The 15007-nt window shown below is 37.8% G+C and carries 16 protein-coding genes; 15 read left to right on the forward strand and 1 reads right to left on the reverse strand.

The genetic code is table 11. The annotated features are described in order from the left end of the window. The first annotated feature begins 3 nt into the window (after positions 1-3). From DD627_RS00150 to DD627_RS00220, 15 genes are all read left to right on the forward strand, one after another. The gene (locus DD627_RS00150) at positions 4-954 is read left to right on the forward strand and encodes a thymidylate synthase (protein ID WP_057782305.1); all 951 of its coding nucleotides are present in this window, start codon (positions 4-6) and stop codon (positions 952-954) included. Positions 955-971: 17 nt separating this feature from the next. After that, entirely contained in the window at positions 972-1484 is a 513-nt protein-coding gene (locus tag DD627_RS00155; RefSeq protein ID WP_057782307.1) for a dihydrofolate reductase, read from the forward strand. A gap of 67 nt (positions 1485-1551) precedes the next feature. After that, positions 1552-2397, forward strand: coding sequence for a DegV family protein (locus DD627_RS00160; RefSeq protein WP_057782309.1), 846 nt, complete (start codon positions 1552-1554; stop codon positions 2395-2397). A 102-nt stretch (positions 2398-2499) separates the two neighbouring features. After that, the gene (locus DD627_RS00165; protein ID WP_260274475.1) at positions 2500-3438 is read left to right on the forward strand and encodes an SGNH/GDSL hydrolase family protein; all 939 of its coding nucleotides are present in this window, start codon (positions 2500-2502) and stop codon (positions 3436-3438) included. Between the two features lie 5 nt (positions 3439-3443). Continuing rightward, on the forward strand, positions 3444-4046 hold the full coding sequence (locus tag DD627_RS00170; protein ID WP_057782312.1) for a YpmS family protein: 603 nt from the start codon (positions 3444-3446) through the stop codon (positions 4044-4046). Between the two features lie 10 nt (positions 4047-4056). After that, positions 4057-4281: a YozE family protein gene (locus DD627_RS00175; RefSeq protein ID WP_057782314.1), complete on the forward strand. Its 225-nt coding sequence runs from the start codon at positions 4057-4059 to the stop codon at positions 4279-4281. A gap of 18 nt (positions 4282-4299) precedes the next feature. Further along, positions 4300-5727 carry a S41 family peptidase gene (locus tag DD627_RS00180; protein WP_260274472.1) on the forward strand — a complete coding sequence of 476 codons (1428 nt, stop codon included), beginning with the start codon at positions 4300-4302 and terminating at the stop codon, positions 5725-5727. A 19-nt stretch (positions 5728-5746) separates the two neighbouring features. After that, on the forward strand, positions 5747-6616 hold the full coding sequence (gene ylqF, locus DD627_RS00185; RefSeq protein ID WP_260274470.1) for a ribosome biogenesis GTPase YlqF: 870 nt from the start codon (positions 5747-5749) through the stop codon (positions 6614-6616). Next, positions 6594-7370, forward strand: a complete 777-nt coding sequence (gene rnhB, locus DD627_RS00190) for a ribonuclease HII (protein ID WP_260274468.1) — start codon at positions 6594-6596, stop codon at positions 7368-7370. Before ylqF ends, rnhB begins: the two co-directional genes overlap by 23 nt. Before the next feature lie 35 nt (positions 7371-7405). Further along, positions 7406-8296 carry a DNA-processing protein DprA gene (gene dprA, locus DD627_RS00195; RefSeq protein WP_260274467.1) on the forward strand — a complete coding sequence of 297 codons (891 nt, stop codon included), beginning with the start codon at positions 7406-7408 and terminating at the stop codon, positions 8294-8296. A gap of 66 nt (positions 8297-8362) precedes the next feature. After that, entirely contained in the window at positions 8363-10438 is a 2076-nt protein-coding gene (gene topA / locus DD627_RS00200) for a type I DNA topoisomerase (protein WP_260274466.1), read from the forward strand. A gap of 90 nt (positions 10439-10528) precedes the next feature. Further along, on the forward strand, positions 10529-11437 hold the full coding sequence (gene xerC / locus DD627_RS00205) for a tyrosine recombinase XerC (RefSeq protein ID WP_260274465.1): 909 nt from the start codon (positions 10529-10531) through the stop codon (positions 11435-11437). A 17-nt stretch (positions 11438-11454) separates the two neighbouring features. Next, positions 11455-11997: an ATP-dependent protease subunit HslV gene (hslV, locus tag DD627_RS00210; protein ID WP_057782326.1), complete on the forward strand. Its 543-nt coding sequence runs from the start codon at positions 11455-11457 to the stop codon at positions 11995-11997. A gap of 12 nt (positions 11998-12009) precedes the next feature. Further along, positions 12010-13431 (forward strand): ATP-dependent protease ATPase subunit HslU, encoded by a 1422-nt coding sequence (hslU, locus tag DD627_RS00215; protein WP_260274464.1) that lies wholly within the window; start codon positions 12010-12012, stop codon positions 13429-13431. A gap of 20 nt (positions 13432-13451) precedes the next feature. After that, positions 13452-14330: an aldose 1-epimerase family protein gene (locus DD627_RS00220; protein ID WP_057782331.1), complete on the forward strand. Its 879-nt coding sequence runs from the start codon at positions 13452-13454 to the stop codon at positions 14328-14330. 49 nt (positions 14331-14379) lie between these two features. On the opposite strand, the gene plsY is transcribed toward DD627_RS00220, so the two are convergent. Then, on the reverse strand, positions 14380-14982 hold the full coding sequence (gene plsY / locus DD627_RS00225) for a glycerol-3-phosphate 1-O-acyltransferase PlsY (protein WP_057782425.1): 603 nt from the start codon (positions 14980-14982) through the stop codon (positions 14380-14382). Positions 14983-15007: the final 25 nt, after the last annotated feature.

Here is a 15007-nt window from a genome sequence, read left to right on the forward strand (position 1 = left end):
AAAATGTTAGAACAAGCTTATTTAGACTTAGCAGCCTATGTTTTGAAAAATGGTAATTACAAAAATGACCGGACCGGAACTGGCACCTACAGTACATTTGGCTATCAAATGCGCTTTAATTTAGCAGAAGGATTTCCTTTGTTAACCACAAAAAAAGTACCTTTTGGATTGATTAAAAGCGAATTAATGTGGTTTTTACGTGGCGATACTAATATTCGGTATCTCCTCCAGCATCACAATCATATTTGGGATGAATGGGCCTTTAAAAAGTGGGTACAAAGTGACGTTTATACTGGTCCAGATATGACAGATTTTGGTCGCCGGTCATTGAAGGATGCAGATTTTGCAAAAACTTATCAGGAACAGAAAAAGATTTTTGACAATAAAATCTTAACGGATGATGCTTTTTCAGCTCGATTTGGTGATCTGGGTAACGTTTACGGAAGTCAGTGGCGTGCTTGGAAAACTTCTACCGGTGACAGTATCGACCAAATTAGTGACGTCATTCAAACGATTAAAACTAATCCAGATTCACGACGCATGATCGTTTCGGCTTGGAATCCTGAAGATATTCCTTCAATGGCATTGCCACCTTGCCATACTATGTTTCAGTTTTATGTTTCTGAAGGCAAGTTAAGTTGTCAACTTTATCAACGAAGCGGTGATATCTTTCTCGGTGTGCCGTTTAACATTGCGAGTTATGCCTTATTAACCTGTTTGATTGCCAAAGAAACGGGCTTACAGCCAGGGGAGTTTATTCATACTTTAGGTGATGCTCATATTTACAGTAACCATGTTGAACAAGTCAAAACTCAACTTTCTAGAACACCAAGGCCAGCCCCAAAACTGATTATTGATAGTCAGGCAAAAAGTATCTTTGACTACAATGTGAAGGATATTCGCCTAGAAGGCTATGATCCTTATCCTGCAATTAAGGCGCCTGTCGCTGTATAAACAAGGGAGTTGATTAAATGTTAGCATTTATTTGGGCCGAGTCTCAAAATGGCGTTATTGGCAAACAAAATAAACTTCCTTGGCGCATCCCGGATGATACTCAGTATTTTAAGAAAATAACGACAGGGCATACAGTAATCATGGGGCGCAAAACGTTTGAGTCTTTTGGAGCAAAACCACTACCGCATCGTTTAAATGTTGTATTAACACGCAAAACCACTCTAGAAGAGACGGAAGAACTAAAAGTGTCTCATTCAATTACTGATTTATTAAAAACCTATAATTCTAATGATGAGTTGGTTTTTGTAATCGGCGGAAAAGAGATTTATCAGCAACTATATCCATACGTTCAAATGCTCTACCGCACCCGGATTGAACAGGACTTTGAAGGTGATACACAGATGATTCCAATTGATTATTCTCAGTGGCAACTTATGCAATCTATTCCTGGCCAGGGTCCCCAAACGATGCCAATTCCGCATGTTTTTGAAATTTATAAGCGAATTGAACCTAATGGTACCAACGAATAATGAAAATATGAGAATTCTCTGTTATAATCAATTCATAACTATATCTGTGTAGAAAGAGTGAACTTCAATGTCAAAAATCAAAATTGTGACCGATTCATCATGTGGTGTAACTGATCAAGAGGTTGCCGATTACAACATCACAATTGTACCCTTGACCGTTATGATTGATGATACAATCTATGTTGAACGCGAAACGATTACAAACGAAGAATTCTTAAACAAAATGCAAACTTCAAAAGCACTACCTAAAACTAGCCAACCACCAATTGGTAAGTTTGTGGAAGTCTTTGATAAGTTGGGCGAAGATGGTAGCCAGATTATTTGTTTCAATATGTTAGAAGCTATCAGCGGTACGGTCCATGCAGCTGAACAAGCGGCACAACTTTCTAAAGCAGATGTCACGGTAGTGGATAGTCAAACAACCGATCGAGCACTTGCTTTTCAAGTAATCGAGGCTGCTAAGCTAGCTCAACAAGGAAAAAGTCGCGATGAAATTTTAAAAGCTGCTGAGGATATTCGAGATCATACTAAATTATTTATGGGTGTCATGACACTTGATAATTTGGTTAAGGGTGGTCGAATTAACCGAATGACCGGGATGATTAGTGGTCTGTTAAACATAAAGATTGTGTTACAGGTAACTGGTGGTGAACTCAAAGTTGTGGCTAAAGGCCGTGGTATGAAAACAATCAGTCATTTCTTCGATGATGTTTATGAAAAAATGGCGAAATCACCAAACATTAAATCAATTGGTATTTCTCATGTTGGCGCTTTAAAAACAATTGCACCAATCAAAGCAAAAATTCATGAAATGTTTCCTGATATCAATATTTTGGTTCGGGAAACCGTTCCAATTATTGCAACTCATGGTGGTCCAGGCGCCTTTGCTTTAATGTATTATACTGGTGATTAGGTGTTATCAAAATTAGCGGGACAACTGGTAGAAATTTAAAAAACTACCATTTGTCCCGTGTTTATATAAGTCAAGAATTTTAGGAATCAGGGAGTAAATTTAATGAAAAAATTCATCGACTGGGTAATTATGCTTATCGTTTTTGCGGTGATCGTGGCGATGGTTGTGCTTGGATTAAATTATTATTTTCCAAAAAATTCTACAAATAACCAATCTTCAACCCCTACTAGAACAGTCCACAAAGTCACAAAAGTTCAAAAAAAACATGTTAACATAACCGCAGTTGGTGACTCGCTCACTTATGGTGTTGGAGATACCAAAAATAAGGGTGGGTATACCAAACGTTTGAAAAAAGATCTTAAGTCAACCTATCATTTGAAAGCCTCTGTTTCAAACTATGGGATTTCGGGTGAACGGAGCGATCAAATTTTAAAACGGGTTAAGCAAAACACAAAATTGCAGAAATCACTTAAAAATTCAGATGCAATTACGGTAACTGTCGGCGGAAATGATCTGTTTCAAGCTCTACAAAAATACTCAACTGCCTCCGAAGGCAAGTTCACGCTTTCGTTGGAGCGCCTTAATATCAAATATGCAACGCAAGTCCAGGATCTGTTAAAACAAATTAGGCGTTATAATCATTCTGCACCAATTTATGTTTTTGGAATTTATAATCCGTTTTTTGTTTATTTTCCTAACATCACACAGATTAATCGCGCAGTGACTAATTTTGATGAAACCACTAAAGCTGCGGTTTCACAATCAAATTCTGCATACTTTATTTCGGTAAACAAATTGTTATCGCAAGGACAGTATCAAAGCACCAAGGCACTTTCAGAATTGAAACAAAGTTCAACTGCAAAATCAATTAACGAAATGCAAATTAGTAAAATTGAAAAAAATCTTGAAAATACAAAAGAAAAGAATATTTACCTTTCCAGTAGCGATCATTTCCATCCTAATCCTAAAGGTTACGACCAAATGACCAGACTATTATTAAGAAGTATGAAAACTCATGAGCAATGGCTCTATAAGGACTGAAAAAAATGCAAAAACCTAATCAACTTACAAAAAAACGTCCCAATTTATGGAAATGGGCATTTATTATTTTATTGGCTTGCCTAGTTGCCTTTGGAATCTTTTTTAGGACGAGAATTGCCAATACTCCTGTCCCAGAAACCAAAAATACAGCAACTCAGACAGCAGCAGCTTCATTTGATGTTAATCTCAACAAAAAACAATTGAATGCGTTGATGGCGGCGTATTTAAAGCCATACCAAACGAATAAAAGTTTCACCTATCAATTGAAAGTCAATAAACAAGTCCTTTTAATTGGCAAAGTAAAAGTATTAGGGAGCGACGTAAACTATGCTTTATCATTAACACCTCAAGTTACCAATGCAGGAAACATAGTTTTAACAGCTAAACACTTGTCAGTTGGTGCTTTAAGTATCTCCCCAAAAATGGTTCTTGCGTATATTGGTTCAAATTATAAACTCCCAAAGTGGATTACGATGAGCGGGACAAAGATCACTTTAAATTTACAGAAGATTAAGACAACCAATGGTGTTTATTTTAAAGCTAAAAAATTAGACATTCAGAACAATAAATTTGTATTTTCAGTAAATATCCCTAAACAATCAAATTAGAGGCTTAATTATGAGTAAAACATTTTATCAATTTTTAATGACTCAGAGGAATCCAGAAAGTTACGAACCAATCGCCGAGTTTGCTAATAATGCATTTTTTGATCAATCATTTCCAAAACAATCAACAAACTTTAACGAAATTTCAAAATATTTAGAGCTAAATGGGAATTATTTACCTTCCATGACCGTTTTTGATGATGCCTGGCAAAAATATTTAGACCTAAATAATCATTAATAGACGGGAAGCTTTCAAATGAATAAAAAACAATCCAAAACAGTGAAACGATCTACTCTAGTTTGGTCCATTTTAGTTGCCTTAGTCGTTGGTGGCGCCCTCGCTTATGGGGTTGCATACTTTCAGACTAGAACCTTAGTTTCTCAGGCGCAAACAACCACTGCGTCAATGCAAAAAATTCAAGCAGTTTATGAAACTATAGAAGGTAATTATTATAAATCTGTGAGTGCAAAGAAGGTCACAAATGGTGCTATAAAAGGGATGATTTCGTCACTTGATGATCCATTCTCCGAGTATATGGATAAAACGGAAGCATCCAGTCTAAACGATCAGATTTCGTCAAGTTTTTCAGGAATTGGCGCAGAAGTGCAGAAGTCAGATCAGTATATAAAAATTATTTCACCAATCAAAGGAACGCCAGCTAAAAAGGTCGGTTTACAACCAGGCGATTTAATTACAGCGGTTAATGGTAAATCACTTGCCGGAAAATCAGTCACGGATGCCGTGAAACTGATGCGTGGCAAGATTGGGACTAAAGTTACACTGACAATTAAACGGGCTGGGAAGAGTTTTAAACAAACGCTGACAAGGGCAAAAATTCCAGTAAGTACGGTCAATTCAAAGGTTATTAATAAAAAAATTGGGTACATTCAGATCACCTCCGTGTCAGAGCGCACTGCGGCCGAGCTAAAGAAGGCGTTGAAGCGACTAGATAAGAAGGGTGTCACTTCATATGTATTGGACGTGAGGGACAATCCCGGCGGTTTAATGGACCAAGCTTTAAAGATGTCATCCATGTTTCTAAAAAATGGCAAAATTATCATGCGCGTACAGACCAAAAATGGTCAGCAACAAGTTTATAAAGCTGGGAAGAAATATGATGGTGGCTACAAGGTGACTAAACCAGTCGCTGTCCTAATGAATGGCGGAAGTGCTAGTGCCGCGGAAATATTTGCCGGCGCACTTCACCAATCAGCAGATGCACCTCTAATTGGGACACAATCGTATGGAAAGGGAACCGTTCAAACAGTTAGCGACTTCAAAGACAAGAGTGAAATGAAGATTACAATTGCCAAATGGTTAACACCAAATGGGGATTGGATTAATAAAAAGGGATTAACGCCAACTTATAAGGCAGATTATCCAAAATACGCTTACCTTCAGTTGATCAATACAAAGAAAACTTATAAAAACGGAGACGTTTCTAGTGAAATCAAGACATTACAAAAAGAATTAAAAGCGCTTGGTTACTTTAATGGTAAAGTTAATGGATACTTTGGTTCATCAACGGAAAATGCTGTTCAGGCATATCAAAAGAAGGAAAACTTAAAAGTAACTGGAAAAGCCAATGAAAAAACTGTTTTAAGTATTGAAACCAAAGTTCAAAGTAAAGTTGCTAAGAATGATAATGCCTTAAAAAAGGCTGAAAGTATTTTAGACAAGTAAAGAAATAACGGAGAATATAATGGCAAACATACAATGGTTTCCAGGCCATATGGCCAAAGCAATTCGAGAAATTCAGGAAAAATTACATCTGGTTGATATTATTTTTGAATTGGTTGATGCCCGACTTCCCGAATCTTCAAGAAATCCAAAGGTTAAAGAAATTATTCAACAAAAACCTCATTTATTGATTTTGACTAAAAGTGATTTGGCTGATCCTCTAGTGACTAAGCAATGGTTAGACTACTATCATGAACAGGGACAGCAGGCAATTGCAGTGGATTCACGGGTGCGAACAATTGAAAGAAATATTCAAAAACCCGCGCAAGAGATCTTAGCACGACAATTAAAGAATCAAACCGATCGTGGTTTACAACAACAGACAATTCGGGCTGTTTGCGTGGGCATTCCTAACGTAGGAAAGTCAACCTTACTCAACCATTTGGTGAATAAAAAAATTGCTAAAACTGCCGATCGCCCTGGAGTAACCAAGAATCAACAGTGGCTTAAATCAAAAAATGGATTGGCACTTTTAGATACACCAGGAATTTTATGGCCTAAGTTTGAGGATCAAAGTGTAGGCAAGCGCTTGGCATTCACAGGAGCAATTAAGGAAAGTCTTTATGCCAGCGATGATGTCGCTTTATTTGGCCTTGAAGTTTTTAAAACTTATTATGCCAAAATGTTGAAAGATCGTTATAAACTCACTGATCAAGATTTGGAGCTAGCTACTCCTGATTTGTTACTTAAAATCACAAAGTTTCTTGGAATGGGCGAAGATTATGACCGGGCAAGTAACCGCATCATGCTAGATGCACGTAAAGGAAAATTAGGCCGTTTTACTTTAGAACGGGTTGAGGATCTCGCAAATGGAAAAACAACTAACAATTAAAGGCATTAAAAATCAACTGGCTGCAATCAGTCAAGAAAATGATCCCCTGCTTATTCTTTACAAAGATGATCGTCGAGTTGGTGTTCAAAAATTATTAAAACAGACTTACAAGAAAATTCAACAACATCAACTTTTAGTTGCCCAATTTCAACAACGGTTAGCGCTTGAAAAAGAGGCTTGGAGTCAGGGATTGAATTTTGTTGCTGGTATAGACGAAGTTGGCCGGGGATGCCTTGCTGGACCGGTTATTACTGCCGCCGTGATTTTGCCACACGATTTTTCAGTAATTGAAGTAAATGATTCCAAACAATTATCTCGACATACTAGGGAACGGCTTTACCCACAAATTATTGAACAAGCACTCGCCGTCTCGATTGGCGTTTCTTCACCAAGTGTCATTGACCAAATTAATATTTTACAAGCTACTCGGCAAGCAATGAAAAAAGCTGTGTTGGGCTTATCCATCTCCCCGGATAAACTTTTAGTAGATGCAGTTGATGTTCCGGTTGATATTCCTAAACAACGAATGTTTAAAGGAGATGCCAAAAGTGCTACCATTGCGGCAGCAAGTATTGTAGCTAAAGTCTATCGAGATCATTTGATGGCTATTTATGACCACCTTTATCCAGGATATGATTTTGCCGATAATATGGGTTATGGGACTGCAAAACATCTTCAGGGACTGCAAACTTTCGGGACGACACCTATTCACCGATTAACTTTTGCACCAGTGAATCAATTCATAAAAAACTAATTTATTTGCGTATCTTTTTCTGTGAGGTGAAAAATATGCAAATTAAGCATTTTTTATTAAAGTTACATTTATGTAAAGGGATTGGCTGTCATGGGGAAACAAAGTTTTGGAATTGGTGGCATTTATATCATAAAAATGACCAAAATTGTGAATTATCGGCTACCGATATCACAGCACTAGGATTTGTTAGTAAGCAAAACCACATGCAATTTATGAACGATTTTAATTCAAATCGTTTGCAAGATTCTATAAATCGGCATCTTACTGAAACCAAGATATTGGCAATTTGCGACGATAATTATCCCATTCAATTAAAAGAATCTTATATGGCTCCAGTGATTCTCTTCTACCAGGGAACATTGGAGCTTTTGCGCTTCCCATTATTAGGTGTCGTGGGGGCTCGATTGGCTGATCGTTATGGTGTGGAAAGTTTAAACATCCTTTTGCCAGATGTCATCAAACAAAATATTGCCGTTATCAGCGGTTTGGCTGATGGTATTGATGCTTTGTCACACAAAGAAACTCTTCGCCAGCACGGTTACACAATTGGTGTTATTGGGACGGGTTTAAATCGTTATTACCCCAGGAAAAATATAAAACTTCAAAAATATATGGCCAATAATCAATTAATTTTATCTGAGTATCCACTAGACTCTGGTCCGCAAAGACACCACTTTGTGGAACGCAATCGAATTATCGCTGGCCTTTGCGAAACATTATGCGTTATTCAAGCCAAACAGCGAAGTGGTAGCTTGATTACGGCTAACCTGGCCTTGCAGAACAATCGAAATGTGCTCGCGGTTCCAGGCAAAATTGATGATGTTCTTTCGGTAGGTTGTAATGAATTAATCGTTGCTGGAGCAAAACCTGTTCTAAATTCTGGGCATATAATAGAAGAGTTTAATTTGACAGATTACAGAATATGAAATACGATTACTAGGAATTAGCAACGTTTAGAGTTTCAAACTACATCAGGTTAAAGGAGTTTGGTTATGGCTACAAAAACCAAAAAGAAACTCGTCATTGTGGAATCTCCTTCAAAAGCAAAGACGATTGAAAAATATTTAGGTCGAACCTACAAAGTTATCGCAAGTTTAGGCCATATTCGTGATTTACCAAAAAGCAAAATGGGTGTCGATGTTGAAAATGACTTTGAGCCCCATTACATTTCAATTCGCGGAAAAGGCGACGTGATCAAAAATTTGCGTTCAGAAGCAAAAAAAGCAAAAAAAGTTTATTTGGCTTCTGATCCTGACCGTGAAGGAGAGGCAATTGCTTGGCATCTATCCTATTTATTAGGATTGGATACTAAAGATAAGAACCGGGTGGTCTTTAATGAAATTACAAAAGACGCCGTAAAAAACGCATTTAAGGAACCACGATCAATTGACATGAGTTTAGTTGACGCTCAACAAGCTCGTCGTGTTTTAGATCGATTAGTTGGCTATTCCATTAGTCCCTTGCTATGGAAGAAAGTGAAAAAGGGTCTGAGTGCTGGTCGTGTTCAATCGATTGCTTTGAATTTAATCATTCAACGTGAAAATGAAATTAAAGCTTTCAAACCAGAAGAATATTGGACAATTGATAGTGAATTCCAAAAGGGAAAGCAGAAGTTTAAGGCTTCTTTTTATGGTGAAAACAATAAGAAATTAGCTTTGGCTGACAATGATGCTGTTCAAAAAGTTTTAGAAAAGATTGATAAAAAACAACCATTTGAAATCACTAAAGTAACTAAAAAAGAACGGAAGCGATTCCCAGCACCACCATTTACAACTTCCTCTATGCAACAAGAGGCTAACCGCCGTTTGAATTTTAGAACTCGAAAAACAATGATGGCAGCACAACAACTGTATGAAGGAATCAATATAGGTAAAGAGGGCACAGTGGGACTCATTACCTATATGCGTACTGACTCTACTCGAATTTCTTCAATTGCGAAGCATGAAGCTTCTGTTTTGATTCATGAAAAATATGGGGCTGAGTACGCGGCTACAAAGCCTCGTAAAGGGAAAATGCCAGAAGGGGCCCAAGATGCCCATGAAGCTATTCGTCCTTCGTCAGTTAAGCGCACCCCGGAGGATTTAAAATCTTATCTCTCCAAAGATCAATTCAGACTCTATAGTTTAATTTGGTCCCGATTCATGGCTAGTCAGATGACGCCAGAAATTATGGACACCATGTCCGTTTCTTTAGAACAAAATCAGGTTAATTTTAGAGCTAATGGTTCAAAAACTAAGTTTGCTGGTTTTACCACGATTTATAAAAATGCAACCGATAAAGATAATATTCTTCCTGATTTAGAAGAAGGCGACTCTGTAAAATTAACAAAAACTGATCCTGCTCAACATTTTACGCAACCACCTGCTCGTTACAGTGAAGCCAATTTAATTAAGGCGCTTGAAGAAAACGGTGTTGGTCGTCCTTCAACCTATGCACCAACCTTGGATACAATTCAACGGCGGTATTATGTAAAATTAGTTGCGCGGCGTTTTGAGCCAACCGAGCTTGGTGAAATTGTTGACAAGATTATTGTTGAATTTTTCCCAGATATCGTAAATATCAAGTTTACTGCAAATTTGGAAAGTGAACTTGATGGTATTGAAGAAGGTAAAGAAAACTGGGTTGAAGTTGTTGATGAATTTTACAAGCCGTTTTCTAAAGAAGTTGCCCATGCTGAAGAAAACATGGAGTCTGTTCAAATCAAAGATGAACCAGCTGGATTTGATTGTGACGTCTGTGGTTCACCAATGGTTGTCAAGATGGGACGTTACGGTAAATTCTTTGCTTGCTCACGATTTCCAGACTGTCGAAATACAAAAGCAATTGTTAAAGAAATCGGTGTTATTTGTCCAAAATGCCACAAGGGACAAATCATTGAACGAAAATCTAAGCGGGGACGCATTTTCTATGGCTGTTCTCGTTATCCGGATTGTGACTTTGTTTCTTGGGATAAACCAATTGGACGCGACTGTCCAAAAGATGGTCATTTCTTAGTTGAAAAGAAAGTAAAGGGCGGTAAGCAGATCGTTTGTCCTAATGGCGACTATGAAGAAGCAGTTCAAAAATAAATATTTAGCAAACTCTAAGTGTTCGGCAGGGTTTGTTATTGAGTTTTCCTCCGTATTTTGCTAAAGTGGCAAGTGTACGGAGGTTTTATTATGGCGCAAGATGACATCAAATTGTTCTTAGAATATTTACGTGTTGAACGCCAATATTCACAGAACACAATCAAGGCATATCACAGTGATTTGGAAGAATTCTGCTCGTTTTTAGAACACAATGGCGGTATGAAACCATTCAAAGAAATTGATCATCTAGATGTAAATGTTTTTATGACTGATTTATTTGATCGTAAGTACAGTCGCACAACCATTTCACGAAAATTATCGAGTTTGCGTTCCTTTTATAATTTCTTGGCTAAAAATGATTTAGTCACTAACAATCCGTTTGCAGGTATTAAGCTAAAAAAGCATCAGGATCAGTTACCCCGTTTCTTCTATCAAAAAGAAATGGATGCTTTATTTAAGGCGGCCAAATCGGAATCACCTTTGGCATTACGAAATAGTGCTTTATTAGAGGTCTTGTATGGGACTGGAATTCGGGTTAGCGAATGTGCCAATCTTAAGTGGAAAAATGTCGATTTTGTTTTAAAAATGATGTTAATTCGTGGTAAAGGTGATAAAGAACGCTACGTCCCGTTTGGTCAGTACTGTTTTAATGCGCTCAAGGCCTATCAAGAAAACTGTCGTCAACCGCTTATGGTCAAGTATCACAAGCAACATGATTTTGTTTTCGTGAATCATTATGGCGATCCCATTACTTCAACTGGAATCGAATATGTTTTAAATCAAATCATTAAACAAAGCAGTTTAACCAGTCATATTCATCCCCATATGTTGCGGCATACATTTGCCACGCAGCTGTTAAATAACGGGGCAGATTTACGTACGGTTCAAGAACTTTTGGGTCATAGTAGTTTATCAACGACTCAAATCTACACACATGTGACACCGGATAATTTACAAAGTAATTACCGTAAATACTTTCCCCGAGCAACACATGAATAGTGAAAGGAAGAAAAACAATGCCAGTAAAATTTGAAGCAACAACAATTATTGCTGTTCATAATAATGGAACGAATGCTATGGCCGGTGATGGTCAGGTCACAATGGGTGAAAAATACATTATGAAAGGTACTGCTAAAAAGATTCGGCGCATTTTCAACAATGAGGTTGTTGTTGGTTTTGCCGGCAGTGTGGCAGATGCTTTTAACCTAGAAGATAAATTTGAAAAAAAGCTTTCAGAATATTCTGGAAACTTGCAACGTGCTTCTGTGGAACTTGCTCAAGCTTGGCGCAGTGACCAAAACCTTCAAAAACTGGAAGCAATGCTGATTGTCATGAACAAAGACGAAATGTACCTTGTTTCGGGAAGTGGCGAAGTTATTGAACCAGATGAAGGAATTCTGGCCATCGGTTCTGGTGGTAATTTTGCTCTCGCTTCTGCCAAAGCACTCAAAAAGCATGCAAGTCAGTTATCAGCACGTGAAATTGCAGAAACCTCAATTAATGTGGCTGGTGATATTGATATTTTCACTAACCATCATGTTATTTCTGAATCATTTTAGGAGGACTTAAAAATGGCCGAAATTGATAAAACACCGAAACAAATTGTCAGTCAACTTAACGAGTATGTCATTGGTCAAAACGCAGCAAAAAAGGCTGTTTCGATCGCACTACGTAATCGATATCGCCGATTACAGCTTTCTCCGGAAATGCAAACAGATATTACGCCGAAAAACTTATTAATGATTGGACCAACTGGTGTCGGAAAAACAGAAATTGCGCGACGTTTAGCAAAGATTGTTGATGCCCCATTTGTAAAAGTTGAGGCTTCAAAGTTCACAGAAGTGGGCTATGTTGGCCGTGATGTGGAGTCAATGATCCGAGATCTAGTAGACGTTTCTGTTCGCATGGAACGAAAAAGCCAGTTTAAAGACGTGCGCGTCGAAGCTGAAAAACAAGCTGACAATCGCCTTGTCAAACTTTTGGTTCCTGCTGTAAAACAAAACACAAATCAAAAGCAAAATGGCGTTGATTTTCAAAATTTGATGAGTATGGTCGAAAAAATGCAGCGTGGTGAAACTCCTGAAGATTTAACTTCTCAACCAGAAGAAATATCTGATGAAGTACGTGACCAGCGTCTTTCTGTTTCTGAACAGCTAAAACGTGGGTTGCTTGAAAATAAGGAAGTCACCATTGCAATGGATGATCCTCAACAAACCCCTGGCATGAATAACATGATGGGACAAATGGGTATTGATCTTGGTGAATCATTGGGTCAGATGTTGCCTAAGAAACACATTCAGCGAACCATGCCAGTCTCTGAAGCACGGGAAATTTTAGTTCAAGAAGAATCTGACAAGTTAGTGAACCATGGTGACCTTAATCATGATGCAATTAAACGAGCAGAGAATACAGGAATTGTCTTTATTGACGAAATTGATAAAATTATCGCGAAATCTCAACAAAATTCTGGAGAAGTTTCTCGGGAGGGCGTTCAAAGAGATATTTTACCAATTGTTGAAGGTTCACAAATTAACACAAAGTACGGGGTTATCAACACAGATCATATTTTGTTTATTGGTTCAGGAGCTTTTCAAGATTCCAAGCCAAGTGATTTAATTGCCGAACTCCAAGGACGTTTTCCAATTCGAGTGGAATTAAATGATTTAACTAAAGAAGATTTTGTTAAAATCTTGACCGAACCCAATAATGCCTTAGTCAAACAGTATATTGCTTTAATCGGAACTGACAACATCAAATTGACGTTTACCATTGAGGCCATTAACAAAATTGCCGAAATCGCTTATAATGTTAACCATGAAACCGAAAACATCGGTGCTCGCCGTCTGCATACAATTTTGGAAAAATTGTTGGAAGATATCTTGTATGAGGGTGCTGACATGGAAATGGGTGATATCACCATCACTGAACATTATGTTGAAGAAAAAATTGGTGATATTGCTGGTAATAAGGATCTTAGTCAATATATTTTATAAAGTAAACGGGGTTTGAATATATGGTTACATTGAAGAATGAGTATTTACAGGTGGAAATTAATGAACTAGGCGCTGAGTTAACCAGTGTCAGATCTTTAGAAAATGATTTGGAGTACATTTGGCGCGCTGATAAAAAAATTTGGGGGAGACATGCACCAATTCTGTTTCCAATCGTTGGTCGCTTAAAGGACGATCACTACGAATATAAGGGCACAAGCTATGAAATGCATCAGCATGGATTCGCTCGTGATTCTGTGTTTGAGGTGGTTGACAGTAGTGACACACATGCTACGTTAAAGCTTATTGATAATGATAAAACGCATAAAATGTATCCATTTGAATTTGAGTTAGTTGTTAGCTTTGATTTGAAGGATCATGAATTGCATGAAACTTACCGAGTTTACAATCCGGATGCCGAAAATCATCTGCTGTTCTCAGTTGGCGGTCATCCAGGCTTTAATACTAATCTTGGTGCAGACCAAACTTTCGAAGATGTGAAATTAAGTGTGGCACCTAAACAAAGTTATTCGCAAATCCCATTAAAAGCACCTTTAAATGATGCCGATAATGCATTTCCAATTGATTTTACGAAGTCACTACCATTAACGCATGAAACCTTCAAAGAAGATGCGATTATTCTTGAACTCCATGATCCAGAAACAACAGTTATGCTTGATAACACTAAGAATGACCATGGCGTCGCGTTAACGGTCGAGAATGCGCCTTATGTGGGGGTATGGTCTCCTTATCCTGCAGAAGGCAGTTTTGTCTGTATCGAGCCTTGGTGGGGCATTGCTGACAGTGTTAACAGTACCGGAAAGTTAGAAGAAAAAATGGGAATGAATGATCTAAAACCACAAAGTGAAGCTTCACAAAGTTTTGAAATTTCTTTCTTTTAGATGAGTCAAAAGAAAGAGGGTGTCACAAATGTGACACCCTCTTTCCGTTCTATGAATTTTTCTTTTTAGTATAGTTGTACCAAAACCCAAATGGGATTAAACTTTCAGTTCCGTTTTTTAACCGTTGAATATTTTCTCGATGCCGATAAAATATAAAGAAGGTTAGGGCAACGGCCACACATGTTAATATAATATCGTGATAAACTAATGACCAAAAACTAATGATAATCATGGCCGTCATGCTTGCAACACTCACCCTACTAGTTAAGTAGACGAGGCTGGCAAAAACTACGCAAGCAATAATAAAAAATTGAGGATTATAAGCTAATAAAATTCCTGCACTTGTGGCAACGGCTTTACCACCCTTGAAACGATCAAAAATCGAAAATGTATGACCAACAATTGCTGCCAGCCCAATTAGAAGCGGATTTACATGTGGGGTCTGGAAAATATAAGGTTGACTAGCCGCCAAAGTTCCTTTTAAAATGTCCATCAACAGGACAACAGTCCCTGCTTTGGGACCAAGTACCCGAAAGGTATTAGTTGTACCAATGTTGCCGCTACCCGATTGGCGAATATCAACATTGAAAAACTTTTTCCCAATCATCACACCGGAAGGAATCGATCCAAGCAGGTAGGCGATGATTAACATTGCAATAATTTTAAGCAAGAATTTG

Source organism: Pediococcus sp. (genome assembly GCF_003533255.1).
GTDB lineage: Bacteria > Bacillota > Bacilli > Lactobacillales > Lactobacillaceae > Pediococcus > Pediococcus parvulus.